32 protein-coding genes and 4 tRNA genes are annotated in these 26,245 nt (G+C 64.3%); 22 read left to right on the forward strand and 14 right to left on the reverse strand.

Going from position 1 to position 26,245, the window contains the following annotated elements:
• Positions 1–24: 24 nt before the first annotated feature.
• Positions 25–975 (reverse strand): hypothetical protein, encoded by a 951-nt coding sequence (locus tag ABEI27_RS04470; RefSeq protein WP_375798211.1) that lies wholly within the window; start codon positions 973–975, stop codon positions 25–27.
• 254 nt (positions 976–1,229) lie between these two features.
• Between ABEI27_RS04470 and ABEI27_RS04475 the strand changes: the two genes are divergently transcribed.
• Positions 1,230–2,681: a hypothetical protein gene (locus ABEI27_RS04475; RefSeq protein ID WP_375798212.1), complete on the forward strand. Its 1,452-nt coding sequence runs from the start codon at positions 1,230–1,232 to the stop codon at positions 2,679–2,681.
• Positions 2,682–2,991: 310 nt separating this feature from the next.
• Here ABEI27_RS04475 and ABEI27_RS04480 read toward each other — a convergent pair whose 3' ends face one another.
• Positions 2,992–3,537 (reverse strand): type IV pilin, encoded by a 546-nt coding sequence (locus ABEI27_RS04480; RefSeq protein ID WP_375798213.1) that lies wholly within the window; start codon positions 3,535–3,537, stop codon positions 2,992–2,994.
• Positions 3,538–3,700: 163 nt separating this feature from the next.
• Positions 3,701–3,937 (reverse strand): PRC-barrel domain-containing protein, encoded by a 237-nt coding sequence (locus ABEI27_RS04485; RefSeq protein WP_375798214.1) that lies wholly within the window; start codon positions 3,935–3,937, stop codon positions 3,701–3,703.
• A 58-nt stretch (positions 3,938–3,995) separates the two neighbouring features.
• On the opposite strand from ABEI27_RS04485, the gene ABEI27_RS04490 reads away from it, so the two are divergent.
• A complete protein-coding gene (locus tag ABEI27_RS04490) occupies positions 3,996–4,175 on the forward strand; it encodes a hypothetical protein (RefSeq protein WP_375798215.1) in 180 nt (59 codons plus the stop codon).
• Positions 4,176–5,004: 829 nt separating this feature from the next.
• On the opposite strand, the gene ABEI27_RS04495 is transcribed toward ABEI27_RS04490, so the two are convergent.
• From ABEI27_RS04495 to ABEI27_RS04515, 5 genes are all read right to left on the reverse strand, one after another.
• Positions 5,005–5,075 (reverse strand) — tRNA-Pro (locus tag ABEI27_RS04495).
• A gap of 85 nt (positions 5,076–5,160) precedes the next feature.
• Positions 5,161–6,045 (reverse strand): RNA-guided pseudouridylation complex pseudouridine synthase subunit Cbf5, encoded by an 885-nt coding sequence (locus ABEI27_RS04500; RefSeq protein WP_375798216.1) that lies wholly within the window; start codon positions 6,043–6,045, stop codon positions 5,161–5,163.
• A gap of 9 nt (positions 6,046–6,054) precedes the next feature.
• Positions 6,055–6,633, reverse strand: a complete 579-nt coding sequence (gene cmk, locus ABEI27_RS04505; RefSeq protein ID WP_375798217.1) for a (d)CMP kinase — start codon at positions 6,631–6,633, stop codon at positions 6,055–6,057.
• Positions 6,634–6,709: 76 nt separating this feature from the next.
• The gene (locus ABEI27_RS04510) at positions 6,710–7,618 is read right to left on the reverse strand and encodes a DUF106 domain-containing protein (RefSeq protein ID WP_375798218.1); all 909 of its coding nucleotides are present in this window, start codon (positions 7,616–7,618) and stop codon (positions 6,710–6,712) included.
• Between the two features lie 191 nt (positions 7,619–7,809).
• A complete protein-coding gene (locus tag ABEI27_RS04515) occupies positions 7,810–8,448 on the reverse strand; it encodes an adenylate kinase (protein ID WP_375798219.1) in 639 nt (212 codons plus the stop codon).
• Between the two features lie 176 nt (positions 8,449–8,624).
• Between ABEI27_RS04515 and ABEI27_RS04520 the strand changes: the two genes are divergently transcribed.
• The 4 genes from ABEI27_RS04520 to ABEI27_RS04535 all read left to right on the forward strand — a co-directional run bounded on the left by ABEI27_RS04520 (position 8,625) and on the right by ABEI27_RS04535 (position 12,673).
• A complete protein-coding gene (locus tag ABEI27_RS04520; RefSeq protein WP_375798220.1) occupies positions 8,625–9,023 on the forward strand; it encodes a hypothetical protein in 399 nt (132 codons plus the stop codon).
• Between the two features lie 287 nt (positions 9,024–9,310).
• Positions 9,311–9,811: a universal stress protein gene (locus tag ABEI27_RS04525; protein WP_375798221.1), complete on the forward strand. Its 501-nt coding sequence runs from the start codon at positions 9,311–9,313 to the stop codon at positions 9,809–9,811.
• The gene (locus ABEI27_RS04530; protein WP_375798222.1) at positions 9,808–12,063 is read left to right on the forward strand and encodes an amino acid permease; all 2,256 of its coding nucleotides are present in this window, start codon (positions 9,808–9,810) and stop codon (positions 12,061–12,063) included. The genes ABEI27_RS04525 and ABEI27_RS04530 overlap by 4 nt, the downstream gene beginning before the upstream one ends.
• Before the next feature lie 82 nt (positions 12,064–12,145).
• Entirely contained in the window at positions 12,146–12,673 is a 528-nt protein-coding gene (locus tag ABEI27_RS04535) for an NUDIX domain-containing protein (RefSeq protein WP_375798223.1), read from the forward strand.
• Between the two features lie 96 nt (positions 12,674–12,769).
• On the opposite strand, the gene ABEI27_RS04540 is transcribed toward ABEI27_RS04535, so the two are convergent.
• The 5 genes from ABEI27_RS04540 to ABEI27_RS04560 all read right to left on the reverse strand — a co-directional run bounded on the left by ABEI27_RS04540 (position 12,770) and on the right by ABEI27_RS04560 (position 15,948).
• A complete protein-coding gene (locus ABEI27_RS04540; RefSeq protein WP_375798224.1) occupies positions 12,770–13,087 on the reverse strand; it encodes a DUF5785 family protein in 318 nt (105 codons plus the stop codon).
• Positions 13,088–13,211: 124 nt separating this feature from the next.
• A tRNA-Ser gene (locus ABEI27_RS04545) sits at positions 13,212–13,294 on the reverse strand.
• A gap of 63 nt (positions 13,295–13,357) precedes the next feature.
• Positions 13,358–14,119: a DUF2064 domain-containing protein gene (locus tag ABEI27_RS04550; protein ID WP_375798225.1), complete on the reverse strand. Its 762-nt coding sequence runs from the start codon at positions 14,117–14,119 to the stop codon at positions 13,358–13,360.
• A gap of 64 nt (positions 14,120–14,183) precedes the next feature.
• Positions 14,184–14,819 (reverse strand): uracil-DNA glycosylase family protein, encoded by a 636-nt coding sequence (locus ABEI27_RS04555; RefSeq protein WP_375798226.1) that lies wholly within the window; start codon positions 14,817–14,819, stop codon positions 14,184–14,186.
• A gap of 82 nt (positions 14,820–14,901) precedes the next feature.
• Positions 14,902–15,948, reverse strand: coding sequence for an Mrp/NBP35 family ATP-binding protein (locus ABEI27_RS04560; RefSeq protein ID WP_375798227.1), 1,047 nt, complete (start codon positions 15,946–15,948; stop codon positions 14,902–14,904).
• 148 nt (positions 15,949–16,096) lie between these two features.
• On the opposite strand from ABEI27_RS04560, the gene moaA reads away from it, so the two are divergent.
• Together moaA and ABEI27_RS04570 are read left to right on the forward strand one after the other, a co-directional pair.
• Positions 16,097–17,086: a GTP 3',8-cyclase MoaA gene (moaA, locus tag ABEI27_RS04565; protein WP_375798228.1), complete on the forward strand. Its 990-nt coding sequence runs from the start codon at positions 16,097–16,099 to the stop codon at positions 17,084–17,086.
• Between the two features lie 169 nt (positions 17,087–17,255).
• A complete protein-coding gene (locus ABEI27_RS04570; RefSeq protein WP_375798229.1) occupies positions 17,256–17,993 on the forward strand; it encodes a type 1 glutamine amidotransferase in 738 nt (245 codons plus the stop codon).
• A gap of 29 nt (positions 17,994–18,022) precedes the next feature.
• Here the strand turns inward: ABEI27_RS04570 and ABEI27_RS04575 are convergent, their stop codons facing one another.
• Complete coding sequence (locus tag ABEI27_RS04575; RefSeq protein WP_375798230.1) at positions 18,023–18,382, reverse strand: thioredoxin family protein; 360 nt, start codon at positions 18,380–18,382, stop codon at positions 18,023–18,025.
• Positions 18,383–18,627: 245 nt separating this feature from the next.
• On the opposite strand from ABEI27_RS04575, the gene ABEI27_RS04580 reads away from it, so the two are divergent.
• The 14 genes from ABEI27_RS04580 (at position 18,628) to ABEI27_RS04645 (ending at position 26,204) form a co-directional block, all read left to right on the forward strand.
• Positions 18,628–18,712: transfer RNA gene (locus ABEI27_RS04580), tRNA-Ser, on the forward strand.
• 21 nt (positions 18,713–18,733) lie between these two features.
• On the forward strand, positions 18,734–19,261 hold the full coding sequence (locus ABEI27_RS04585) for a 30S ribosomal protein S13 (protein WP_375798231.1): 528 nt from the start codon (positions 18,734–18,736) through the stop codon (positions 19,259–19,261).
• Positions 19,262–19,264: 3 nt separating this feature from the next.
• Positions 19,265–19,789, forward strand: coding sequence for a 30S ribosomal protein S4 (locus ABEI27_RS04590; protein ID WP_375798232.1), 525 nt, complete (start codon positions 19,265–19,267; stop codon positions 19,787–19,789).
• Between the two features lie 6 nt (positions 19,790–19,795).
• Positions 19,796–20,191 carry a 30S ribosomal protein S11 gene (locus ABEI27_RS04595; RefSeq protein WP_375798233.1) on the forward strand — a complete coding sequence of 132 codons (396 nt, stop codon included), beginning with the start codon at positions 19,796–19,798 and terminating at the stop codon, positions 20,189–20,191.
• Between the two features lie 7 nt (positions 20,192–20,198).
• Complete coding sequence (locus ABEI27_RS04600) at positions 20,199–20,981, forward strand: DNA-directed RNA polymerase subunit D (RefSeq protein ID WP_375798234.1); 783 nt, start codon at positions 20,199–20,201, stop codon at positions 20,979–20,981.
• A gap of 143 nt (positions 20,982–21,124) precedes the next feature.
• Positions 21,125–21,209: transfer RNA gene (locus tag ABEI27_RS04605), tRNA-Leu, on the forward strand.
• Between the two features lie 167 nt (positions 21,210–21,376).
• A complete protein-coding gene (locus ABEI27_RS04610) occupies positions 21,377–21,727 on the forward strand; it encodes a 50S ribosomal protein L18e (RefSeq protein WP_375798235.1) in 351 nt (116 codons plus the stop codon).
• On the forward strand, positions 21,724–22,161 hold the full coding sequence (locus ABEI27_RS04615) for a 50S ribosomal protein L13 (RefSeq protein WP_375798236.1): 438 nt from the start codon (positions 21,724–21,726) through the stop codon (positions 22,159–22,161). Before ABEI27_RS04610 ends, ABEI27_RS04615 begins: the two co-directional genes overlap by 4 nt.
• The gene (locus tag ABEI27_RS04620) at positions 22,155–22,553 is read left to right on the forward strand and encodes a 30S ribosomal protein S9 (protein WP_375798237.1); all 399 of its coding nucleotides are present in this window, start codon (positions 22,155–22,157) and stop codon (positions 22,551–22,553) included. The genes ABEI27_RS04615 and ABEI27_RS04620 overlap by 7 nt, the downstream gene beginning before the upstream one ends.
• A gap of 12 nt (positions 22,554–22,565) precedes the next feature.
• Positions 22,566–22,760: a DNA-directed RNA polymerase subunit N gene (locus ABEI27_RS04625; protein ID WP_089767064.1), complete on the forward strand. Its 195-nt coding sequence runs from the start codon at positions 22,566–22,568 to the stop codon at positions 22,758–22,760.
• The gene (locus ABEI27_RS04630; RefSeq protein WP_089767065.1) at positions 22,757–22,939 is read left to right on the forward strand and encodes a DNA-directed RNA polymerase subunit K; all 183 of its coding nucleotides are present in this window, start codon (positions 22,757–22,759) and stop codon (positions 22,937–22,939) included. Before ABEI27_RS04625 ends, ABEI27_RS04630 begins: the two co-directional genes overlap by 4 nt.
• 1 nt (position 22,940) lies before the next feature.
• Positions 22,941–24,146: a phosphopyruvate hydratase gene (eno, locus tag ABEI27_RS04635; RefSeq protein ID WP_375798238.1), complete on the forward strand. Its 1,206-nt coding sequence runs from the start codon at positions 22,941–22,943 to the stop codon at positions 24,144–24,146.
• Positions 24,143–24,955: a 30S ribosomal protein S2 gene (gene rpsB / locus ABEI27_RS04640; protein WP_375798239.1), complete on the forward strand. Its 813-nt coding sequence runs from the start codon at positions 24,143–24,145 to the stop codon at positions 24,953–24,955. Before eno ends, rpsB begins: the two co-directional genes overlap by 4 nt.
• Before the next feature lie 94 nt (positions 24,956–25,049).
• Positions 25,050–26,204 carry a rhodanese-like domain-containing protein gene (locus ABEI27_RS04645; RefSeq protein ID WP_375798240.1) on the forward strand — a complete coding sequence of 385 codons (1,155 nt, stop codon included), beginning with the start codon at positions 25,050–25,052 and terminating at the stop codon, positions 26,202–26,204.
• Positions 26,205–26,245: the final 41 nt, after the last annotated feature.

Here is a 26,245-nt window from a genome sequence, read left to right on the forward strand (position 1 = left end):
GCGGTCACCTGCGACCGTGCCGTCTCAGTTCTCCGTCTCCTCGTCACTGGATTCGTCTCCCTCGTCTTCGTCTTCGGGTTCCTGCTCGTTTTCATCGTCAGTTTCATTTTCGTCCTCGATCTCCCGGCCGTCTTCACGCTCGTCGGTCTTGTCTTCGTCTCCCTGCTCGTCACCTTCGTTCTCATCCTCGTCGTCTTCGTACTCTCTCTCGCCTTCGCCCTCGATCTCCTGTTCGTACTTGATCACTCCGCCGGTGCTTCCGTCGATCCGAATTTCGGCCTCACCGGACTGATCGGCGTCGATGAGCACGTACTCGAATTTGTAGTAGTTGTCACCCGGGTGTGTGTCCGCTTCGACCAGTCTCCAGCGCCCCTGTGACGACTCGTTGAGCGTGTCCGCTGCGATGTCGCGGGCGTCAGACATCCCGACGCTCATCTGCTTACTCTCGTTGTACGACGCTGTGTCGTTATTCTCTCGATCCGCACTCTCTTCTTCGTACTCGTACGACTCGTCGATCAGGACGAGCGAGCCGTTCTCGACGCGGTACGTGAGTTCCCCGCTGAACGAACCCTTTTCGAGTTCGACTTCGAGAGCGGTGACGTTCCGCGATTCGTTTTCGGGGCTGAGAACGAAGGAAACACTTCCGTTGGCATCGGTCGTGCCGACCCGTTCGTGCGCGTGGTCGCTTTCGCTCTCCCGACCGTCGTACTCGTTGTCGCTTTCGCCGTCTTGATCGTCGTACTCGTGCTGGTACTCGCGCTTCACGTCGACCGTCGCGTTCGCGACGCCATCGCCTTCGTCGACGAGCGTCAGAGTCACCGTCCCGTTCTCGGACGTCGCGTCCACGTCGGCGTCATTTATGCTACCCGTTTCGCCAGTTATCGCAAGGGCGCCGGCACCCCCGTCAGCAGCAGCAACACCGCCGGCCGCGAGCAACACCACGAAACCGGCCGCGAGGATCTTGATGGAATCCATTGCGGTTTGACCTCGGGGTGGTATGACAATAAACCGATAAGACGTTGGCAGTGAGTTGCAACGCACAAACGAGCGGGAAAGAACGGACCGGCTGCAAACGTCCGAAACTCACTGCAACTGTCGACTTCGACTGTTCTCAGCGGCGCTCGTGTTCCACGCGGAGTGAGTGAGAGCGGCACAAACGAGTGCAAGCGTCCGCAAACTGGCCCCAGTATCTCAGCGGTTTATTAGCCAGTGCACTGTACGTCTCGCCAATGATTGATCGGACAGCACTCGCCTCCGTTCTGTTCGCGATTCTCGTCGTCGTCGGAATGGCTGTCCCAGCGATGGCGCTCTCGTCGAGCACTGGCGAGTCATCCGCCGGCGACCTCACGGGGACGTCGACAGCGGGCGCAGGCCGGGTGGCACAGACTACGCTGACGGATCAGGTAGCCCAGACCCCGGCGACGAACCAGACGACGCAGAATGCAACTACCAACCGGATGGCCCAGAATAACTCAAAGGTGAATGCCACGGTCGGGCCGCAGCTTTCGACGGTCATCGACGTCTCGAGCGACGAGGTGCAGACCGACTTCGAGAACGCCGCCTTCGAGTTCTCCATCGAGAGCGCAAGCGACGAGGACCGTGCGGAAGTGATCGCAGAGCGGGCAGAGGACCTTCGCGACCGCGCCGAATCCATCCGCGAGGACTACGAGGCGGCTACGGAGGCGTACGAGGAAAGCGAGATCACCAAATCCGCGTACGCTCGACGTCTCGCAGTTCTGAACGCCCGCGCAACCAACCTGCACAACAGTTACGAGCAACTCCGCAAGCGAACTGAAGCCGTCCCCGCATCCGAACTCAGAGACGCTGGCGTGACTGAGTCGGCGCTCAATAGATCCATCGAGAACCTGAGTAGCGTCACTGGTACCGGTGCCAGGGCGCTCTTTAAGCAGTTCACCGGCGAATCCGAGGGAGAAATCGAACTCGAAACGGCAGGGGGGCTTTCAATCGAAGTCGAGAGCGAGGACGGTGAGCGATCCAGAGAGTTCGAGCGGCCCCGCGACGACAACAGCGCTCTCACCGTGAGTCGGGCCACTGCCCTCGAAACGGCTCGGGGCGCACTCTCTGCCACAGATGGGAACTGGGTCCTCACCGACTCAGAGACCGCCGAGGACGACGGGGCCTACGAGTACACGTTCGCACTTCGGGATGCCGCCAACTTGACCGGGGAAGCGGAAGTCTCCGTCGACGGATCCTCGGGTGATATCTTTGCACTCGAAGAGTCGATCGAACCGCGAGACGACGACGAATCCGAGGACGCCGACGAAGCTGAGACTCTCGAGGAGGCCGAGGAAATCGAAGCCCCCGAGGAAACCGAAACTCCCGAGGGTGACAGCGCGGACGACAGCGACCGCGAGTTGACGATGACCATCACCGAGGGCACACCGGCCCCCAACGAGCGAATCACGGTTCAAGTTCTCGCGGACGGTGATCCAGCCGAGAACGTGACCCTCTTGATGAACGACCGGGCAGTGGGCACGACCGACACCGACGGCCGAATTGCGGTAACGCTCCCTTCGACCGACGACGTCGAACTCACCGCCCAGACCGACGACGCTTCGGACGAACTCGAATTCGAATTCGATGACGCCACGACGGACGACAACGGCGACGAAGACGAGCGGGAAACTGCGTCTCCGTCTGAATCGGATTCCGAGGCATAAGGAACCGTCGACTGGCGGTTCTCGTGCAGCCGTCACGACGACACCGCAGACAGTGAGTCTCCGGTCCCGGCTGACCGGACCGAACTGGCGGCGGATTCCCTGACCGTCCCACCGCCGAGACTGTCAGTGTGAGAGATCACCCGCGCGCGAGAAGTTCGCTCTTGCACCGCGGATCTACGGCGTCTCCCTGCGGGGGGATCGTCACTCGCCGAGCGAGAATTGTCGTCACAAGGGACCACGCCGTGGACGTTAGTAAATCAGCGTGGTCCGTCTCCGTCGGGTGGTCGCTCGATCGCACTACGTCTCGAATCTACTCGACGGTCAGCGTCTCGTCGATCACGACCGAGTTCGACGGAGTGTGAACGACGCGGACGACGATAGTTTCGCCCTGATCGAGTCCGCATTCGGACACGGCGATGCGGAACGAACTGGTTTCGCCGGCGTCCCACCGTCCGCCCGTCTCACCGATCGGTCCGCTCACCGAATTGTAACTGTTGTCGAAGACATAGTCACCGCCTTCGTACTCGTCTTCGGGTCGTGGATCACCGCCGCTCGCCGGCAGATTCACTAACCGACCGGTCTTCCCACAGGCCTCCTCTGCGTCGACGACAATTTCGAGATTTGACGCCTGTAGCGTATCGCCTCCGAGGTGCGTGATCCGAACGATACCGCCACTGTTCCCATCCTGTGGCACGAGTTCGCCGCTCGATTCACCGACGACGGGTGCCGGCGATCGCAGGTCCTCCACGTTACCGAAGCCAAACACCGAAATCGTCGCTGCGAGTGTAACCACTATCGCGACTAACAGCACCGTTGCTATCGTCGACGAGACCGCGCGAGAGGACGGAGAGGTCACGCTGCTTCGGTGAAGTGCAGTGATACTAATGAGTTTGGTGCAACGCCTCCGTGGACGGGCGTGTCGTCGTCACGGGCCATCGAGACGCGGCATTCGGGAGCGCGGAACCCTGCCCCGCCGGTTCACCAGCCCGACTACCGAATGGACGACTCCCACCGACTCGCTACCGTGGTGGCCGGACGAGCAGGTAGTCCTGTTTCGCTTCGATGTGATCGGCTGGGATCAGGAGTTGCCCGTTTTCGATCCGGTGGAAGCCGCTGCCTCCGCCGTTATGTGGTCCCAAGCGCAGGAACTGGAGGGCTCCAGTCCGCGGATCCATCGTCATACTCTCTACTGTTCCGAGTTCTTTCCCCTCGGTCGTCATCACCTCACAACCGCTGAGGGAGGATGCGAGGACCATATCCGCTCCTGGTGGCTGTAGGGGCTTATACCCGGAGATAGCTGAAATCGCTGCTTCAGTGACCCAGACTGTGTCGTCGCCGGCGGCCTGCTCGGGGGGGTTCGTCGCCGGCGTGATCGTCGCCCTCAGTGCCGGACTTTTCCCCGGCCTCGGGGCGTTCTTCATCGGCGCGGCTCTCGGGGCGTCGGTGCTCGTCGGCTCCGTGCTCGGTGGGCCGGCCGGCGCGTACGCCGGGTGAAGACGGTGACGTAATCTACCTCCACAGACTCCTCGGCGGGCGAGAGACTGGAGAACGGCACCGCGACCACCGGAGTGCGTTCGTCATTCACACTTCCTCAGGAGGGTCTCGAACCGCTACGCAAACGGCATACCAGCGGCAATCACACCGTCAACTTCGTCGTCCGCGAGGTGGGCTATTCGTTCGGCCGCTTCACGGCTGATTCGCGGTCCGACGCCGTCGTCCTCGGTTATAGGCACGAGCGCGGGCGTCGGTGGCGCTCCGCGTACGAGATTATGCGACGCTGGAATGCATACCGCTTTATGATAGAATTCGGATGTCACGCCGGACAGAGCGGGTGAATACCCCGCGGCACTGTGGCGCTGAAGAATCACACGACAGCGGCGGCTCGGACGCGATATTGCTACTATACCACTTATACTGGCGTTTGCAAGTCTTCGCTCACTCGATCGCACGACTGTGTGCGATCGGCTATACAATCACTCGCAAACGCCACTATAGAAAAGAAACGTGATGAATGATAAGCCATAGTTGCTCCCCCGGACCAGCCGCTCGGCCGACTGTTCCTGAGAGCTCCCACATAGACGTGCTCACGTGATACGACGGCTGTCCCTCCTGATTGGGTACGAGTCGCCGCTACGCACAAACGCCTGTGAGGAGGGAATATAACTTTCTTGCTCTGATAGACGAACACAATGGAAGGGAGCGATCGATTTATGCTCTACGCATCGCTGTTGCTGTGGGTAATCCTCCTACTCGGAGCCGTTATCGCACTCTTCTTGAACTGACAAATACACACTGCTTTCGAATGCGTACGGTAGAACTGCTATGGGACCGCTGAGAGTCGAACTCAGGTCCTACCGACCCCATCGGCAGAGGATACCACTACCCCACGGTCCCGACATCTACTCGGAGAGAAGCAACTGCAACCGTTAAGTCCTTCGTTTCATCGACGGGGGAGCCAAGCAGTCGCACGGTCTTCCGCTCAGACCAACACACGCTCGAGCGAGACGACCTCGCCCGTTTCGGCCTGCGGGTCGCCGACGAGATGGCCTAAACACACCGCGGAGTCGTCAGGCGTGAAACAGGCCACGAGGGCGTCCTCGCGGTGATCCGAGACGTCGGGACCGACGTCGATGATCCCGGGCGCGTACACCGGCGCGCCGTTGGCGATCTGCTCGGCGGCCGAGAACGCGACGGTGAGTCGGGGCAGGTGCGCCAGCGAACGCTCCGCGGGCGAGACAACGTCACGGAGCGGTGTCTCGTCGCCCTCCGCTGCAAACGCGAGCGCGTCCGTCAGATCGGCTGTCGAGACCAGTGTACGGTCGTCGAACGGATCAGTTCCGGTCCGCCGCAGATCGCCCATATGCGCTCCGGTCCCGGCGGCCAGGCCGATGTCGTGACAGAGTTTCCGGACGTACGTGCCGCTCTCACATCGGATCCGGACGAGCGCCTGTCGGTCGCTGGTCTCCAGCAGTTCGAGACCGTAGATTTCGCGCGTCCGGAGCCGACGCGCGACGGCGCTCTTGCGCGGCGGCTTCTGATAGATTTCGTCCTCGAACTCGTCGAGGACGGCCTCGAGGTCGGTCGGTGCGGGCCCGTGGAGTTCTAAGACAGCCACGTACGCTTTCGTGCCCTCGAGGAAAACCTGCGCGAGACGGGTCGCGTCGCCGAGCAGAACGGGCAGACAACCCGTCACCTTGGGGTCCAGCGTTCCGGCGTGCGCGGCGCGCTCGACACCCGCGGCGTCTCTGACCCACGCGGAGACCTGATGTGCTGAGGGTCCTGGTGGTTTGTCGAGGTTCACGACGCCGAACGAGAGCAGTTCTTCGATCGTCCGATCCGCCGGTGGGGCACGGAGTACAGTCATCGTCCCGGATCAGAAGTCGTACTTGACGCCCTCAACGGCGTACTTCCCCTCGTCGTCACCGGGGTCGTACGCCCGCACCGCCGCAGTCAGAATCTCGGGGACGTCGTCTTCGCTCCAGCGGGCGGTGTTCAGCGCCACGTCGTAGATCGAGAGGTCCGTGATGTCGATGTTGTAGTAGTCGTGGTACCGCAGTGCCTCGCTCCGTTCGCGCTCTCTGGTCTCGTCGAGGGCCTGCTCGGCGGACTTCTCCTCGCGCGTGGCGATCCGCGCGGCGCGGACCTCGATCGGCGCATCGAGCCACAGGCGGAGGTCGGCCGCGTTACCGGCCAGCCATCCTGCGAGCCTGGATTCCAAGAGCACGTCGTCGCGTTCGAGTGCGATCTCGCGCAGGCGGCGGTCCAGATCGCGGTCGATCTGGTCGTCCTCCTCGGCGAGTCGATTGAACTCGACGGCCGTCATTCCGCGATCGTCGGCGAGTTCCCGGAAGATGTCGCCGCCGCTCACGTGTTCGAGATCGAAGGCCTCCGCGAGCGCCGCGACGGTAGTACTCTTACCGGCCCCAGGCGGGCCAGAGACGGTCAACAACATACTCCATCTGGGAACAGGCGATTAAAAGAGGTTGTCTTTGCGTCCGGGTGCCGAGAACGGGGAGGGATAGTCCAGGCTATGTCGTCGACGGCGAGATGTCGATGTTCAGGCTTTTGCGGATGATCTGGGTGAAGCCCATAGAGCAGAGGAAGTACCAGACAATCCACGCCTGAATCGGTCCGATCACCGACTCGGTCCACTGGACCTCACCGCGGAGCGGGAGCACCAGCGGCTCCAGCGTGTGTTGGGCCGTCGCGTTTCCGCCGACGCCGATCGTCCAGTACATCCAGAGGAACACCGGGATGGTGAGGAACATAATCCAGACCATCGGCCGGAACTGCTCTTTGAACATTCCGAGTTGGTCGCCCATCGCGTCCATCTGCTCCTCTTGGATCTCGTCGAGCGCCTCGTCGTCGCCGGATTCCTTGGCCTCCTTGCGGCGATCCTGGATCTCTTGCATCCGTTCTTGATATTCCGACATCTTGCTCATATCCATCAGGTTCGCTTGCAGCAGCGTCGAGTACAGGCCCGTCGCCAGCGCCAGCACCATCACGACGGCGTAGAACGGGAGCATCTCCTCCAACGGACCCAGGGGGATGTCCATCACGGTGCCGATGACGTCACGAAGCGGCTTCCAGGAGTAGCCGACGAAGAGGCCGAGCGTGACGACTGCAGCGCTCTTGTCGTACGTCGACCACGACGATTCGTCGTCGGAACTGTCGCTTCCGCCGGACGACGCCGTGGCAGACGCGGGCTCGAGACCCTCTTGCGTCGCTTCTGCGTCGGCCAACTGGAACCCTTCCTCGCCCTCGACGAGAATCTCTTTCTCGATGAGTCGGCCCCACTGGCCGGACGTGAGGTCTCCCTTCACGTCGAGCCACTTGACCTCGCCGTCGTCGGCCGCCTCGAGGACCGTTTCGACGGCCTCTCGCATCCCATCGTTCTTCGAGACGAGGGTGCGAACCTTCGATTCAATTCGTGCCATCTATCCGTGAGTAACTCCCCATCAGTTATGAACCTTTTACTCTCTCCGCGGGTCTGCGACTGGGCGTGGAGGCCGTCTCGGAACGTCGCACTGGCGCTCTGGGCCCGCGTCGCGGCTCCACGGCACTCCCAGAGTCCGCCTACCTCCGACCGGGTGTCGCACTCGACGATGGTGGCCCGGTCGTGTCGATTTTACCCCTCGACGACGTCGACGAGGGATTCGAAGACCTCGTCGGGCGTCCCCTCGCCGTCGACTTCGACGAGAACGCCCTCATCGCGGTAGTGCTCGACGACCGGGGCGGTGTTCTCTTCGTAGACCCGGAGTCGCTCGCGGACGGTCTCTTCGGTGTCGTCCTCCCGCTGCTGGAGTTCGGCACCGCACTCGTCGCAGACGCCCGCTTCTTCGGGCGGCTCGAACTCGACGTGGTAGTTCGCGCCGCAGGCCGGACAGACCCGACGACCGGTCAACCGATCTACAAGCTCTTCGGTGTCGACTGCGAGGTAGATGACGGAATCGAGGTCCGTCATTCCCGAGAGCTCCTCTGCCTGCTCGAGGTTCCGCGGGTAGCCGTCGAGAACGTACCCGTCGGCGCTCGAGAGCGCCTCCTCGACAATGGCGTTGACGACCTCGTCGGGGACGAGTTCGCCGGCGTCCATATACTCCCCGGGAGTGTCGTACTCGGTGTCCATCTCGCTGATGTCCATCCCCTTGTTAGAGCGGAGCGCGTCGCCAGTCGTCACGTGTTCGAGGTCGAACTCGGCGGCCAAACGTTTCGATTGCGTGCCCTTCCCGGCCCCCGGCGGACCAAGTAGCAGAATGTGTGTGCCCATACCTTGCCAGATAGGGCCCGCCCGTATAACGTTGAAGAAATGCGTCCGAAGCTGGCTGGCCTCTGGCTCCCGGCGCGAGGATTGGCTCACAGCGGAGCAAGGCGGAAGCCCACCCCTTTAGGGGTGGGTAGCTGACACCGAGCAGCCTTTTGAGGCCGCCCCGTGTGGATCTGTATATGACCCGCTTCGACGCCGACGATCCACAGGATCGGCGGAAGTTGTTCGCTGACGCCATCGCTGCTCACCGGAACCGAGCGAGCGCGTTCCTGACAATCGAGGCCGATCACGAGGCCGACGCCGACAACGAGGACTCGCCTGCCCCCTGGCTGCAGTTCGCCGAGAGTACGTTCAACCTCGACGTCGACGACGGCGAACTCGACCGGCTGAACGACCTCGTGGACGACTTCCCGACGTTCCGGGTCGACCAACTCGAATCCCCTGAGGAGGCCGAGGGAACGAACGTCCGAATCACCGCCCGCTCGGACGCCAACCGCCTCGCGACCTTCGCCGACCGCGTCTTTCTCGACGTCTACGACCACGAGGCCGACTACCGCGCGTGGGTGACCGAGATCTGAACTGTCCCTCGACGGCTCGTACCCACGGAAACACGTAGCGACGGTTTCGCTGGAACGCAGTGGGAACCACTATACGGAAGGATTTCATTGGGGTGACGTATGATTGACCAGCGTCCCGAATCCAGAATGCTCGGCGCTGTCGTTCGGTCGATTGGTCCCGCTGCCGGTGCTTCCCGATCGATTGTCCGATTCGGACGTCGGCCTTCGATCGACTTACGGCCCGCAGTGGGATGGTGGCCTCACGGTGTGACGGCGCGCAACCGGACGTCGATGCTCTTGACTGCCCGATGAGCGACGTCGACCCGCTACTGCGTCGTCCGCTGGTCCCCATCGCGAACGTCGAAGACGCGATCACAACTGCCGAGACCGCGCTTCCGCACATCGCGGCCGCTGGCGGTCGGGCGACTGTGGTCCACGTGATCGAGAAGGGTGGTGGGGTACCCGACAAGGCCTCGGTCGAACAGCGCGAGGAACTGGCCGAAGCGGCGTTCGACCGGATCCGCGCGGCGGCCGAAGACGTCGGCGTGGATATCGAGACCGAACTCCACTACGGCACCGACGTCGGGGCAAGCATCCTCGACGCTGCGCACGACGCCGATGCGACGGCAATTGCGTTTACACCCCGCGGTGGGCGGGCGTGGTGGGCCATTTTCTCGGACAGCGTGCGCAAGACGCTCACCACCGAGAGCGACCTCCCAGTGGTGGTGTTCCCGAATCTCGAGAGCGAGGACGCCGACACGTCCGATCAAGCGGGCGACGGCGATGACTCGCGGGGTGAGGGCGCGTGAGCGGCGGACAAGAAGAGGACCTCGCGAAAGATCTCGGTCCGCTCGCGGCACTCACCATCGGCGTCGGGACGATGATCGGTGCGGGGATTTTCGTGCTCCCGGGCGACGCCATCCTCCGCGCCGGCTCGTTCGCCTCCCTCGCGTTCATCCTCGGCGGCGTCATCGCGATGTTCACTGCCCTCTCGGCCAGCGAACTCGGCACAGCAATGCCGCGCTCCGGAGGCGCATACTACTACGTCAACCACGCGCTGGGCCCGCTGTTCGGATCGGTCGCCGGATGGGCGAACTGGCTCGGACTCGCGTTCGCCAGCGCGTTCTATATGGTCGGGTTCGGACGCTACATCTCGCGGATCTTCGGCATCAGCGGTCGGATCGGCATCGGTCCCGTCGGCATCGATGCGGTGACGCTCGCGGCGCTCCTTGGAGGCGCGTTCTTCGTGTTCGTCAACTACGTCGGCGCGAAGGAGACCGGCCGACTCCAGAACGTCATCGTCACGCTCCTCGTCGGGATCCTCGCGGTGTTCACGCTTCTGGGAACGCTGCAGGCCGATCCCGCGAACCTCCCCGCGCCAAGCACAGTGGGTGAGACGCTCGGAACGACCGGCTTCATCTTCGTCTCGTACCTGGGCTTCGTGCAGATCACGAGCGTGGCCGAGGAGATCAAAGATCCCGGAAAGAACCTCCCGCGGGCCGTCATCGGCAGCGTCGTGCTCGTCACGGTGATCTACGCACTGGTGCTCGTCGTGATGAGCGCCGCCGTCCCGCAAGGGTTCATCGCCGATTTAGTCACCGATGTCGCGCCGGGCGAGACACAACCGATCGCCGTCGTCGAAGTCGGTCGCCAGATACAGGGGGCGCTGATGGGCGGTGCACTCCTGTTCGGCGGCCTCCTCGCGACCGCTTCGAGCGCGAACGCGTCCATTCTCGCGTCGTCCCGAATTAATTTCGCGATGGGCCGCGACCGCATTGTTACGCCGTCACTGAACGAGATTCATCCACGCTTCGGGACGCCGTACCGCTCGATCGGTATCACCGGCGGTCTCATCCTCCTGTTCATCGTCGTCGGCGACATCAACCTCCTGTCTGGCGCGGCGTCGGGGCTCCATCTCATCATTTACGGCCTGTTGAACATTGCACTCGTCGCGATGCGGTACGTGAATCCCGAGGAGTATCAGCCGGAGTTCACGGTGCCGCTGTACCCCCTGTTGCCGATTCTGGGGACGATCCTCTCGTTCGCGCTCCTGATCTACGTCGAGGCGAACGCCCGACTCCTTTCGTTCGCAATTACTGCAGCAGCGATCGCCTGGTACTTCCTGTATGCCCGCTCACGGGCGACCAAACAGGGGATCCTCGGACAGCACGTTCTGAACCGCCCCGACGAGATGCCTGAGGCGGCCGTCTCCGCGGCGACTTCGGTCCAACCCGACGGCGGCGACTACCGGGTGATGGTGCCGCTGGCGAATCCCGCCCACGAGACGGATCTCATCACGCTCGCCAGTGCCGTCGCGAAACAGCGCAGTGGGACGCTGGTCGCGGTCCACATCGAGCAAGTGCCGGACCAGACGGCGCTCGAATCCGCTCGGGAGAATCTCGATCATTCGGACTCACACGAACTCCTCCAGCGCGCCCGTGAAGACGCCGAGACGTTCCAGGTGCCGATCGAGACGCACACGGTGCTCTCACACCGAGGCTTCGAGGAGATCTTTGACGCGGCGACGACGTACGACGCCGACCTGACGGTGATGGGCTGGGGCCCCAACTCCCACGGTGCTCCGGGACGCGCCGAGAGCGCGATCGACGAAATCGCGTCGTCGCTGCCCTCGGACTTCCTCGTGATGCGAGACCGCGGCTTCGATCCGTCGCGGATCCTGCTGCCGACGGCCGGCGGCCCCGATTCCGAACTCTCCGCGCAGATCGCCTTAGCGCTCGGCCGCGAGTACGACGCCGAGGTGTCGGTGCTCCACGTCGCCGACAACGAGGCCACCGGGCGGGAGTTCCTCGAACCGTGGGCCGACGACAACGGTCTCGCCGAGGCGGAGTTGCTCCTCGAAACGGGCGACGTCGAGACGGCGATCGAACGCCACGCCGCCGACGCGACGATGCTCGTCGTGGGCGCGACCGAGCGCGGCCTCCTCTCTCGACTCGTCCGCGGGACGCTGGTGCTGGACGTCCTGGAGGAGGTCGACTGCACTGTCCTCCTGGCTGAACGCGGCGGCGATCGTTCACTGTGGACGCGGCTCTTCGGTCGGTAGCCAGGAGTTGGACCCCGCCTCGCACACTCGCTGTCCCACCGACTATTAGCCTTTTTACGCCGTCGCGCCCGGGCACTACCAGATGGTCACCGTGGATCCGAAGCACTGTCGGTCGTGCGGGGCTCCACTCAGGACCGTCAGGCTCGAAGGGCGCGACCGCGACTACTGCGACGCGTGTGAGGAGCCAGTCTACTGGAACCCCAAACCCGCTGCTGGCATCGTTGTCGTCGATGGAGACTCGGTGCTCCTGATTCGCCGGACGAACCCACCCGTCGGGATGTGGAGTCTCCCGGCCGGGTTCCTCGACGTAGACGAACCGCCGCGAGACGCGGCCGTCCGCGAACCGGCCGAAGAAGCCGGCCTTTCGGTCCCATCTACGGCACCGACGCTGTTCGACACGTCGTTCGTGACCTCCGAAGAGGCCTCGTCGGTGCTCATCGTGGTCTACGCCGTCGATCGGGCCGAGACCAGCGGTGACCCCGCTGCGGGTTCCGACGCCGACGCCACCGACTTCTTCACCGACGAGCAACTGGTAGAGTGTGACGCTATCGAGCCCGGGTACCGGGAGCTGTTCAGACGCGCGATCCGAGAGTTCGGCGACTCTGAGTGAGAGAAGCGGTCGGCACCGGTGCACACAAATGCCCCTGTCGCGGATGTGACTACAGTTCTCGACGTGAGCGCATTACTGCCCTCGAGCGGGTGCCGGTCAGGCCGGCCCGTCGACGAACTGATCCGCGCCCTCGTAGGACCAGTAGCCGTTCTCGCGCATCGCTTCGCCGACGGCCGTGTGGAAGTCGACGAAGTCCTCGAACTCAGACTGGTCGACGCCCTCGAAGATCTCTCCCAGCGAGACGATCCGCTCGTCGTCGAGGCGGACCGGGTCGTCGCCGTACTCTGCGACGAACTCGTCACGGTCGAGCGGGAAATCCGTTTCTTCGTTCACCTTTTTGGCGATCACGGCGTGGCCGTACTTGCGCCGTCCCTCAGATCCGTCTTCGCCGTCGGGGTCGTGTGGCCAGTCCATACCCGGGAGTCGGGTGGCCGCGGCAAAGCCGTTACGCATCGCTCGACCGATGGCGTTCGCACCGCTCCCCGATTCGACTCTCAGACGAGCCCGTAATCGTGCTCGCTGTCGCCCGCACACTACGCGGTGGGACTGGGATTCGAACCCAGGAGGCATAACGCCACCTGCTTTCAAGGCAGGCGCAATAGGCCGCTCTGCCATCCCACCGCACGTGGTCGTTTTCGATGCCGGGTCTAAGACTTGTCGGTCACGGACGAGATGGACGGCCGCTCACTCCCGGACGAGCGTGGGTTCGCCGTCGTCGTCCGCGACGACCGCCAGTCCCGTCTCGACGACGAACTCCGCGGTGTGCGCCGGGACGACGCGATCGGCCTGCCACCGCGCACGGATCGACGACACCAGCGTCGTGAGGTCCTCGCCCGTCCTGACCGTGGGTTGCATCCCTATGAAGCCGACGTCGCGGCCGGCGTCGTTCGCGCGGTCGACGAGCGTCTCCATCTCGGGGAGCGCGAACGCGCCGTCGTAATCGACTGGCTCCCGGAAGCCGGCGAAGTAGACCCGCCCGTCCGTCGAGGGTCCGAGGACGACCCCGTTAGTCCGGAGTTTCATCGCCGCCGAGTCGACCGTCGAGCGGAGGAGGAAGGGCGCGTCGCCGCGGACGACTGCCGCAGACTGGACGCCCTCCTCGCGGAGCAAGTGCGTAAGGGTGTTGCCGGCGCGGGCGTCGAACGTCGACCCGACCTGGACCTCGAAGCGGGCGGCGTCGGGCGCGTCGAGCGCCTCGTCTGCGAGGCCGCGGATCGCCTCCTCAGCCGATTGGTCGGGATCGACGTGCGCGTCGGGCAACGCCTCGTCCGGTCGGTAGTTCACGAGTAAATCGCCGCCGGAGCGCTCGACGGCGCGAAGCGTGTCCCGAAGCATCGCCTCGGCGAGGGTTGCGGCCTCGGCTTCCGAGAGCGGGCTGGTCTCCGCGAGTTGCGGCAGTGCGAGTCCCGGGCGCGGGGGGTCGGCCAAGACGGCGACGACGGTCATACCACGTTCTCGACGGGCGGCGCTCTTCAACCCGACGTTCCACAGTCCCGTCGCCTGGAGCGCTTCAGCGCCCGCGACGCCCCTTCGTCTGGCGGTAGTCGCGTGAGAAGACGTTCTCGACCAGGTGCTCGACGAACGCCTCGCTGTCGGCGTCAGTTTGGTCGGTCAGTTCGAGCATCGGTACGAGCTCGAAGCCACGGCCGCGAATCGTCGTGGCGTGGGCCTCTGTGACCTCGACGTCGCCCGGACGGTTGGTCGTGTAGTCCGTGGCCAGGGCATCCAGTGTCCGCTGTCCGATCGGGACGATGATCTCGGGGTTGATCATCCTGATCTCGGCGTTGAGGTACGGTTCGCACGTGCGAATCTCGGTCTCGCTCGGCTCGCGTTCGGGGTGCCGACATCGCGTGAGGTACGTGAGATAGACGTTCTGGAGGTCGGGCGCTTCGCTCTCGGGCTCGGAACGAGCGAACCCGAGGTCGGCGAGGATCGACTGGAGTCGCCGCCCGGCGTCGTCGCCGGTGAACGGGACGCCGGTCTGATCCGCACCGGTGTGCGGTCGCTCGGCGACAAAGAGAAACTCCGCGCCCGCGTCGCCGTACCCGTGGACGACGTTCGTGCGGGCGTCACAGAGCCCATCGCAGTTCCGGCAGTCCTCGTCCATATTGAACGGATTATCGAGAGTGTCCTGTTCGGCGTCCACAGTAGTGTATCGATCCGATCGCTCAAAAACCGTCGGGTACGGGGCAAGACCCCACTCGGCCGACCGGCGCCGACCGCGACTACTAAGATCGCCGGGACGCGTCGCGCCGGCGGACCACGCCGGCCATATTCGCCACGCTCTCGGTCATCACTCGGAACGCGTCTGCGGTCTCACCCTCGTCTAAGACCACCGGCTCACCGCCGTCGCCGCCAGTCCGTACGTCGGGATCGAGCGGGAGGGCACCCAGAAACGGGAGGTCGTTCTCGGATGCGAACGCCGCTCCGCCACCCGCGCCGAAGATGTCGTGGGTCGATCCGCAGTCGGGACAGCGGAACGTGGACATATTCTCGACGATGCCGAGGACGTTGGTGTCGTGCTTGCCGAACATCTCCAGCCCCTTCCGGGCGTCGTCGACCGCAACCTCCTGTGGCGTCGTGACGATCACCGCGCCCGTGAGCGGCAGCGTCTGGAGTACGGTTAATTGCGTGTCGCCGGTGCCGGGCGGGAGGTCGAGGACGAGGTAGTCCAGTTCGCCCCACTCGACGTCCTCGACGAGTTGGGTGAGTAACTTGTGAACCATCGGTCCGCGCCAGATCACCGGGTCGTCTTCACCGACCAGAAACGCCATCGACATCAATTTCATTCCGTACTGCTCGGGCGGGACGATGGTGTCGTCGCCCTTCGCCTGTGGGGCCTCCTCGGCATCGACCATTCGCGGAACGTTCGGGCCGTAGACGTCGGCGTCGAAGAGGCCGACGCGGGCGCCGAGTTTCGAGAGTCCGGCCGCGAGGTTGACCGCCACCGTCGATTTGCCGACCCCGCCCTTTCCGGAGGCGACCGCGATGACGTTCTCGACGCCGGGGAGGACGTCCTCGTCGGAGTCGACGGGCGAGGCGATCCGCGCCGAGAGGTCGACGTCGTAGCCGGTATCTGAGAGAGCGCCGCGGACGTCGTCGGCGATGGCCGATTCGACCGGAGAGAACGGCGCACCGAGCGCGAGCGAGATCCGTACGACGCCGGCGTCGTCATCGACGTCGATCGCGTTGACGAGGCCCAGCGAGACGATGTCGTCACCGAGATCCGGGTCCGAGACCGCGCTGAGGCGCTCCCGGACGGTTTCGACGTTCATACCGGTGGTGGGTCGGAGTAGCCGATAAGGGTTGTGACCGATACTCCCCCGAGAACCGGTTACCAACTGGGAATACGAAACCATATTAGGTTACATAACACGCCGAAACGACGGCGAATTTAACTACCTCCTCACGAAGAATCCGACGATGCTCGAAGACGACTTCGGGCGCGAGGTGTCGGGCGTCCGCGTCTCCCTGACAGATCGATGCAACTTCGACTGCGTCTACTGTCACAACGAGGGGCTCGGCGACACCCGTGGCCCGATGGACCCCCAGGACGACGAGATGAGCGCCGACGAGGTTGTTCGGTTCCTCGAAGTCGTCTCGGAGTTCGGTGTCGAGAAGGTGAAATTCACCGGCGGGGAGCCGATGCTCCGTGGTGACCTCGAGGAGATCATCTCGCGCACGCCGGACTCGATGGAAGTTTCGATGACGACAAACGGCTCGTTCCTCCCCGGTCGCGCCGAATCACTGCGTGATGCGGGGCTCGAACGGGTCAACGTCTCACAGGACGCGATCGATCCCGATGCCTTCGCGGAAATCACGAAGTCGGGGGCCTACGAGAAGGTCATCGAGGGGGTCGAGGCCGCTCTCGACGCCGGGCTCGACCCGGTGAAACTGAATATGGTGGTCTTCGAACACACGGCGGGCTACGTCGAGGGGATGGTGGACCACGTCGCCGAGAACTCGGGACTCCAACTCCAACTCATCGAGTATATGCCCGAACTGACCGGGCACCCCGAGTGGAACATCGACATCGGGCGCGTCCACGACTGGCTCGCGGAGAAAGCCGACCGCATCGAGACCCGCGAGATGCACAATCGCCGGCGGTACTTCGTCGGCGAGGACAGCAACGGCGAGGGGGGAATGGTCGAAATCGTCGACCCCGTGGAGAACCCTCACTTCTGTGCGAACTGCCACCGCGTGCGCGTCACCCACGAGGGCTACCTCAAAGGATGTCTCAACCGCAACGACGACCTGCGCTCGATGGGCGAGATGAGCAAAGCCGAGATCAGAGAGACGTACCGCGAAACCGTCGCAAACCGCGTCCCCTACTACGGGGAGTATATGATCAAAGAGGACGGCGAGTGGGTCGTCAACGACGAGTACATCGACGCCGCCGCCACGTACTCCTGACCGATACCCTCTGCTGACCCGGCTCCTCCGCGCTCGGCCCTCCGTCCGGACATCGCCTCGTTCTCCCCGCCCATACTGTGATCTGTACCCCAGCCTGCTCGCCGGCGGTTGTGCATAGAAACCAACAGACTAACCAATATTAAAGCCTACTGACCGCGTAGCAGGGCGTGTGACCACGCCTCACATCGCCCTGTTCGACGCGTCGGTGGGACAGACGCCGGCCGAGCACAACTTCCGACGCGAACTCGACGCGCGGGTCTCGGCGTTCAAAGTGAGCGAGAGCGACGTTCCCGTGTGGCCCGGCGCGGACGGTTCGTGGCCCTACGACGGCGTCGTGATCTCGGGCTCACAGACGTCCGTCTACGACACCGAACCCTGGATAGAGACCCTCGAAGAACTGGTCCGGGACCTCCACGAACTCGGCGTGCCGATGCTGGGCGTCTGCTGGGGGCACCAGTTCCTCGCGGAGTCGCTCGGCGGGTGCGTCGCTGCGATGGACGGCTACGAACTCGGGTACCGATCCATCGAGCGGTACGACGATTCTCCGCTGTTCGCTGATTTCCCCGCGGAGTTCGACGCGTTCGAGACCCACTCCGACGAGGTGGTGCGACTCCCGAACGGGGCCGTCGAACTCGCCGGCAACGACCGCTCGTGTCAGGCGTTTTCGCTCGGCCCGACGTTCGGGGTCCAGTTCCACCCCGAGTACGACATCGAGACCGTGCGGTCAGTCACGGAGGGAAAGCGCTCCGAAGGCGTCGACCCGGAGCGAATCGACGCCGTTCTGGCCGACGCCACGCCGGAACGCCACGCCGAGACACAGACGGCAACGCGGGTGTTCGAGAACTTCCTCACTGTCGTCGATGCGTTTGACGGACAGCCGCCCGAAACGGTAGAAGTAGAGTCCTGAGCGTCGTTCTCGGGGCAATCTCGGCTTTCTTACTCGTCGCTCGCGCCGTCCAGGAACGCGTCGATGGCGTCGACGCCCTGGAACCCATCGGCGAGGCGGCCTCGTTCCTCGCCGTCTTCGAAGAGCACGAGCGTCGGTGCGCTCGTGATCGCGAACCGGTCGATCAACGCCGGATCGTCCCGAGGGTTGATCGTCGCGACCGCGAGGTCGTCGTGGGCGCGAGCGACGTTCCCGATTACGGGCTCGATACTCGCACACAGCGTACAGCCCTCGGTGTAGAAATCGACGAGAACGCGGTCGTGCGTCGACAGGAATGACTCGAGTGCACGCTCGCTCTCGAGAGTGGCGGGGCGGTCCGGCGCCGAATCAGTCGGTGTTGCGGTAGTCACGGTTGTGCATTGAACGCCCACGCGTATATATGAGTCGCGCGGTGTCCGCGCGAGCGCACAGCCGGTGTGCGATGGCGTACCGCGGTATTCGGTCGAAATCGACAGTATCGAGACGTGTGTGGCCCGCTCTCATCCCTGCACCCTATCGTGATGTTTAAGTAGCGACCCCGACTTGTTCTGACTGCGATACGCTGTAGGGGGGCGGGCTCCCGAGTCCGGAAGGGCGACAGTACGAGAACGAGTATGTTGCGGTAGCCAAGCCTGGCCCAAGGCGCAGGGTTGCTAACTCTGTGGCGTCAAGCCTCCGGGGTTCGAATCCCCGCCGCAACGCTCACCAGACTCCCAAAAGTCATGAGTGCAGAAGAACCACAGGACGACGCTCCCGAGGAGGAAGAAGACCTCCGATACTTCGTCAGGATCGGGCAGACCGATCTGGACGGGACGAAGGCGGTTGAGCGGAGTCTCACTGACATGAAAGGTATCGGAAAGCGCACAGCGCGCATCATCTCCGAGGTCGCAGACGTCGATCGACACGCGACGTTCGGACTGCTCGACGAAGACGAGATCGACTCCGTCGTCGAGGTCGTCGAGAACATCGACGACCACGTCCCAGAGTGGATGGCAAACCGCCGAAGCGACTTCTTCAGCGGGGAGACCACCCACGTCACCGGCTCGGACCTCAACGAGAAACGCCGTCACGACATCAACCGGATGAAGATGATCGACTCCTACAAAGGCACCCGACACAAGCGCGGGCAGAAGGTCCGCGGACAGCGGACGAAGTCCACCGGCCGGACCGAGGGGACGATCGGCGTCAACGTCGAGGAGATCAGAGAAGAGGCCGAAGAGGAGGCCGCCGAAGGCGGCGAGGAAGTATAACCGATGGCGACCGGAAACAACACGAAGCGTTACGAGACCCCGAATCACCCGTTCCAGGGTGAACGAATCGTCCAGGAGGGTGACCTGCTCGGACGCTACGGCCTGAAGAACAAAGAGGAACTCTGGCGCGCGCAATCAGAGCTCCGTAACTACCGACGCGAAGCCCGACGTCTCATCGGCGAGGCGCAGGGCGATCTGACCGCCGCAGAGGGGGCCGGCGAGGAGTTCCTTACGCGGCTCCGCCGCTACGGCATTCTCTCTGACGAGGACGACATCAGTCGTGTCCTCGGACTCGACGTCACCGACATCCTCGAGCGTCGACTCCAGACCGTCGCGTACCGCGAGGGCCTCGCGAGCACGCCCGACCAGGCGCGACAGTTCATTGTTCACGGCCACGTCGTCGTCGACGGAGCGCGCGTCACGCGCCCATCGAAGACGGTCGAGGTCGCCGAAGAGGATTCCATCACGTTCGACGAGAACAGTCCGCTCGCGGACGATCTCCACCCCGAACGCGCGGAGGGACAGTAGTAACCAATGAGCGAATCCGAGACAACCCGAGACAAGTGGGGTATCGCCCACGTCCACGCGTCGTTTAACAACACGCTCATCACGGTCACCGATATGACCGGCGCCGAGACGATCGTGAAGTCGTCCGGCGGCGCCGTGGTGAAGCAGAACCGCGACGAGGCGTCGCCGTACGCGGCGATGCAGATGGCCGAATCGGTCGCTGAGGAAATCAAAGCTGCGGGCATCGAAGGCCTGCACGTTCGCGTCCGCGGTCCGGGCGGGAACGATAACAAGAGCCCCGGTCCCGGCGCGCAGGCGACGATCCGTGCGCTGGCTCGCGCCGGTCTCGAGATCGGTCGTATCGAGGACGTCACGCCGATCCCGCACGACGGGACGCGCGCGCCCAAAAACAGCCGTCTGTGAGTAACTAATGACGAACGATTTCGAGGTCGAGTTCATCGAACGCGGCGAACGGAAGGCCCGCTTCCTCGTCCGCGGCGCGTCGCCAGCCGTCGCCAACGGTATCCGCCGAGCGATGGTCGCCGACGTGCCCACGTTCAGTATCGACACCGTCCGGTTCGTCGAGAACTCGTCGGTGATGTTCGACGAGATGATCGGACTGCGTCTGGGCCTCGTGCCTCTGACGACACCGCTCGGCGACTTCGAGAGGGGTGACGCCGTCACCCTTGCTCTCGACGTCGAGGGACCGGCGACGGCGTATTCGGGCGACCTCGAGTCGTCCGACGACCTCGTCCAGCCGGCCGACGAGAACGTCCCGATCGTCGAACTCAAAGAAAACCAACATCTCGAGTTCGAGGCCGACGCGGTTCTCGACACCGGCAAGGCGCACGCCAAACACCAGGGCGGCGTCTCTGTCGGATACCGACACCTCCAGCGCGTGGAGGTCGTCGACGACACCGGCGAGTTCGCGTCTCAGGAGCCGAACATCCTGCGAGGCGTCATCGAAGAAGCGGCCGCCGAACACGCTGCCGACGAGAGCGCCGAAGACGGCGACCTCGTCCCGACGGACGCGTTCGACAACGACCTCACGAACCGGTATCCGGGGAAAGAGGTCGACGTTCAGGACGTGCCCGAGGCGTTCGTCTTCCACGTGGAGACCGACGGTTCGTTCAGCGTCGGAGAACTCGTTCTGCGGGCCGCCGAATCGCTCGGTGACCGCGCAGCCGAACTCGAAGACAAAGTCGCGATCTGAGTCACGTATGATCTCTGTCCCCTCACCCGTCGCCCGACGCTCGCCCGCCGTGAGCACCGCGCCCGTCGCGGACTCGCACTGCGGCGGCGAGCCTCGCCAGACCGAAAGGGGTTTGAAGGGACACGCAGTACAACGGAGTGCGAGCAGGGATAGCCAAGTCTGGCCAACGGCGCAGCGTTCAGGGCGCTGTCCCATAGGGGTCCGCAGGTTCAAATCCTGCTCCCTGCACTTCTCGGCTCGTCCGAACGGGCGAGCCGTGTGCACGGCACGCGGATTTGCACCACGGGAGGCGCGACGCGTCCCCCGGCGGTTCAAATCCTGCTCCCTGCACTCTGAATTCTCTCGGACGACTGGTGCCAGAGTGCCCCGGTCGTCCAACTCTCAGGAGGTAGACAATGAGTAAGACGAATCCGAGACTCAACAGTCTCATCGCCGAGCTGAAGGCGGTCTCCCGTGAGTCCGGTGCCAACGTGTGGCAGGACGTCGCGGACCGTCTGGAGAAGCCACGGCGCACACACGCGGAGGTCAACCTCGGGCGTATCGAACGGTACGCGCGCGAGGACGAGACCGTCGTGGTCCCCGGCAAAGTGCTGGGGAGTGGTGCGCTGCAGAAGAATGTTACAGTTGCGGCGGTCGACTTCTCGTCGTCCGCTCGAACGAAGATCGAACAGGTCGGGGACACGGTGGCGCTCGAGCGCGCTATCGAGGACAACCCCGAGGGAAGCAACGTCCGGGTGATCCGATGAGTCTCTCCGAGTTCGACGCCGACGTCGTCGTCGACGCGCGAAACTGTATCGTCGGACGCGTCGCCAGCGAGGTCGCCCAGCGCGCCCTCGACGGCGAGCGAGTCGCGATCATCAACGCCGAGGACGCCGTGATTACCGGCTCCGAGGAGGACGTGATGTCGGTGTACCGCAAACGCGCCGACGTCGGCTCCGACCGCGGACCGAACTACCCGTCGCGTCCGGACGGTATCTTCAAGCGCGCGGTGCGCGGAATGCTGCCGACCGACAAAACCGAGGGCCGCGAAGCCGTCGGCAACGTCCGCGTCTACGTGGGTAACCCCTTCGACGAGGACGGCGACGCGATCGAGGGTACCACGCTCGACCGACTCTCGAACATCAAGTTCCTCTCACTCGGAGAGATTTCCGAGAACCTGGGTGCAAAAGTCACATGGTAACGAATACCTCTGGCAAGAAGAAGACGGCCATCGCCCGCGCCACCGTGCGCGAGGGCGAAGGCCGCGTCCGAATCGACTCCCAGCCGGTCGAACTCGTCGAGCCGGAGATGGCCCGCCTGAAGATGCTGGAGCCGTTCCGCATCGCCGGCGAGGATCTCCGCTCGCAGGTCGACATCGACGTCAGCGTCTCCGGCGGCGGTTTCGCCGGACAGGCCGACGCCGCGCGGACAGCGATCGCCCGCGGGCTGGTGCAGTATCTCAACGACGCCGAACTTCGCGACGCGTATATGGACTTCGACCGCTCGCTGCTCGTCAACGACGTGCGCCAGTCCGAGCCCAAGAAGTGGGGCGGACCGGGCGCCCGAGCGCGCTATCAGAAGTCCTACCGCTGAGGTGATCCATCTATGATGATACCAGTTCGGTGTTTCACGTGCGGCAACGTCGTCGGTGAACACTGGGACGAATTCAAAGACCGCGCCCGCGAGGGCGACGAGGACCCGGCGAAAGTCCTCGACGACCTCGGGGTCGAGAGGCACTGCTGTCGGCGGATGATGGTCTCGCACAAGGACCTCGTCGACGTCGTGGCACCCTACCAATGAGCGGACGAACCCAGTACAATCGGTACGAGAAGGCCCGTGTCCTGGGCGCGCGAGCGCTGCAGGTCTCCTATGGGGCCCCGGTACTCGTCGATACTGACCAGTCCGAGCCGATTCTGGTCGCAGCCGAGGAGTACGACGCCGGCGTCCTGCCGTTCACGGTGAACCGGGAGGGCGAGTGAGATGACGCTCATTACGAACGTCTCGCTCCGCCGCGTCCTCGACTCCCGTGGCAACCCCACGGTTGAGGCCGACGTCCTGACAGAGTCCGGCGGCTTCGGTCGCGCGGCCGCCCCGAGTGGGGCGAGTACGGGCGAGTACGAAGCCATCGAACTCCCGCCGAGCGAAGCGATCGCTGCGGCCCGGGAGGGAGCAATTCCGCGACTCGTCGGCGCTGTCCACGCCGGGAACCAGCGCGAAGTCGACGCCGCACTCCACGCGGCGGACGGAACCGGCGACTTCTCGGAGATCGGCGCCAACAGCGCCGTCGCCATCTCGATGGCGGCCGCGAAGGCCGGTGCGGACGTCTTAGGTGCGCCGCTGTATCAGCACCTCGGCGGGACGTTCCGCGGCGAGTCCTTCCCGACGCCGCTCGGCAACGTCGTCGGCGGCGGCGAACACGCCAAAGAGGCCACCCACATTCAGGAGTTCCTCGCCGCGCCAGTCGGCGCCCCGAGCGTCTCCGAGGCCGTCTTCGCGAACGCCGCCGTCCACGCGCGCATCTCGGAACTCCTCGACGAACGGGGCGTTCCCGCCGCGAAGGGCGACGAGGGCGCGTGGGCGCCGCCGATCTCGGACGCAGACGCGTTCGAACTCGTCGATCAGGCGGTCGAAGACACCGCCGACGAACTCGGCTTCGAGATCAAGTTCGGCCTGGATATGGCCGCCGCGGAACTGTACGACGCCGACGCGGACGGATACGTCTACGGTGACGAGGTCAAATCGACCGCCGAACAGGTCGAGTACGTCGCCGAGATGGTCCGCGAGTACGACCTCGTCTACGTCGAGGACCCCCTCGACGAGGACGATTACGAGGGCTTTGCAGATCTCACCGCGCGCGTGGGCGATCAGACGCTCGTCTGCGGCGACGACCTCTTCGTGACGAACGTCGAGCGCCTGCAGGACGGCATCGACGCCGACGCCGCGAACTCGATCCTTATCAAGCCGAACCAGATCGGCTCGCTGTCGGACGCCTTCGACGCGATCGAACTGGCGACCCAGAACAGTTACGAGACGGTCGTCTCCCACCGTTCGGGCGAGACCGAAGACACCACGATCGCACACCTCGCTGTGGCTACCGACGCCGGCTTCATCAAGACCGGGACGGTCCAGGGCGAGCGAACCGCCAAACTCAACGAACTCATCCGCATCGCGGACGACGCAGTATGACAGAGAACGATAACGACGCGGTCGAAGTCGTCGACGACGAACCCGAGGCCGACGCGGCCGACGGCACCGTCGAGGCGACCGAGGCCGACGCCGAGACGACCGAACCGGTCGCCGAGACCGCCGCAGACGAGGTCGACGCCGACGACGGCGCGGCCGCCGACGAGGCGGACGAGGCCGAGACAGAGTCTGAAGGACCCGCCTTCGACGAAGACGTGATGCCCGACGAGGAGGCCGACCTCCTCATTCCCGTCGAGGATTACCTCTCGGCGGGGGTCCATATCGGGACCCAGCAGAAGACCGAGGATATGGAGCGGTTCATCCACCGTGTCCGCGACGACGGCCTGTACGTGCTGGACGTCAGCCAGACCGACTCGCGGATCCGGACGGCCGCGGACTTCCTCGCGAACTACGACCCCGAGCAGATGCTGGTCACCAGTTCGCGACAGTACGGCCGCTTCCCGGCGACGAAGTTCGCCGACGCGGTCGGCGCACGTGCACGCACCGGACGCTTCATTCCGGGGACGCTGACGAACCCCGACTACGACGGCTACATCGAGCCGGACGTGGTCGTCGTCACCGACCCGATCGGCGATGCACAGGCCGTCAAAGAGGCAATTACGGTCGGTATCCCGGTCATCGCGATGTGTGACTCGAATAATCAGACGAGCAACGTTGACCTCGTGGTTCCGACGAACAACAAGGGTCGACGCGCGCTGTCGGTCGTCTACTGGCTGCTTGCCAACGAGACGCTCGACCGTCGCGGTAGCGACACGGTCTACGCCCTCGAAGACTTCGAGGACGAGATCTAAGGGGACGATTCGCTGACTGGTACTTTTCGCGCTGCCTGAGTCCGGAGCCAGCGGCAGCAACGAGATTTATTCACACCGGGGTCGTACTACGAGTATGTCGAAACTGCTCGCCCAACGGAGCGTCGGCGGCCTCGCGGACGCAATCGACGCCAACGAGGACTTTACACTCGTGGATACGCGCCCGACAGAGAGCTTCGAGGCGTGGCACGTGCCGGGGGCGGTGAGCGTCCCCTACCACCCCGTCGACGGCCTCGGCGGCGGATTCACCTGGGACGACGTCGCGGCCCTCCTCGATGACGACCCGATCGCTGTCATCTGTGCGAAAGGACTGGCCTCGACCTCGTTCGGCTTCGAACTGTCGGCTCGCGGCTACGAGGAGGTCAGCGTCGTCAAAGGCGGGATGGAAGACTGGAGCAAACTCTACGACGTCGTCGAACTCGACGTCGACGGCGATCTGTTTCTCGCGCAGATCCAGCGCCGGGCGAAGGGGTGTCTGGGCTACGTCGTCGGTGACCGGGAGACGAGCGAGGCGCTCGTAGTCGATCCAACGCGGCAACACCACGAGTTCGAACTCGTGGCGGCCGACGCCGGCCTCCGCATCACGGGCGTTCTCGACACGCACGTCCACGCCGACCACCTCTCGGGTGGCCGCGCGCTCGCCGACCGGGTCTCGGTGCCGTACTATCTGCACAGCGAGGCGACCGAGCGGGACGTGCTGTACGACTTCACGCCCGTCTCGGACGGCCAGACGCTCTCGGTGGGCGACGTGGACGTCGAGGTCCTCGCAGCCCCTGGCCACACGACCGAACTGGTGAACCTCCTCGTCGACGGCGAATATCTCCTCTCGGCGGACACCCTGTTCGTCGAGTCGGTGGGCCGGACCGAACTGGAGTTCGGCGACGCGGGCGCGGAAGCGGGGGCCGAGATGCTCTATGAGACGCTCCACGACGTCTACGCGGATCTCGCCGACGACGTGACTGTCCTTCCGGGTCACGTGTCGGTAGACGCCGACGGTCGGTTCGGCGTCGGCGAACCGGGTGAACTGGTGGCCGCAACGCTCGGGGACCTCCGCGAGCAACTGCACCTGTTCGCGCTGGACCGCGACGGGTTCGTCGAGCGCGTCACCGAGCGGACCGACGAGAAACCGCCGAACTTCGAGACCGTCATTGACGTCAACCGCGGCGTCTTCGAGTTGGAACCCAGCGAGGGCGACGACCTGGAACTCGGCCCGAACAACTGCGCGGTCTGAAACCGACGCGGGGCACCGGTACCTATTAGTCCCATTGTATT

The organism is Halobellus sp., from assembly GCF_042218505.1.
Lineage (GTDB): Archaea > Halobacteriota > Halobacteria > Halobacteriales > Haloferacaceae > Haloquadratum.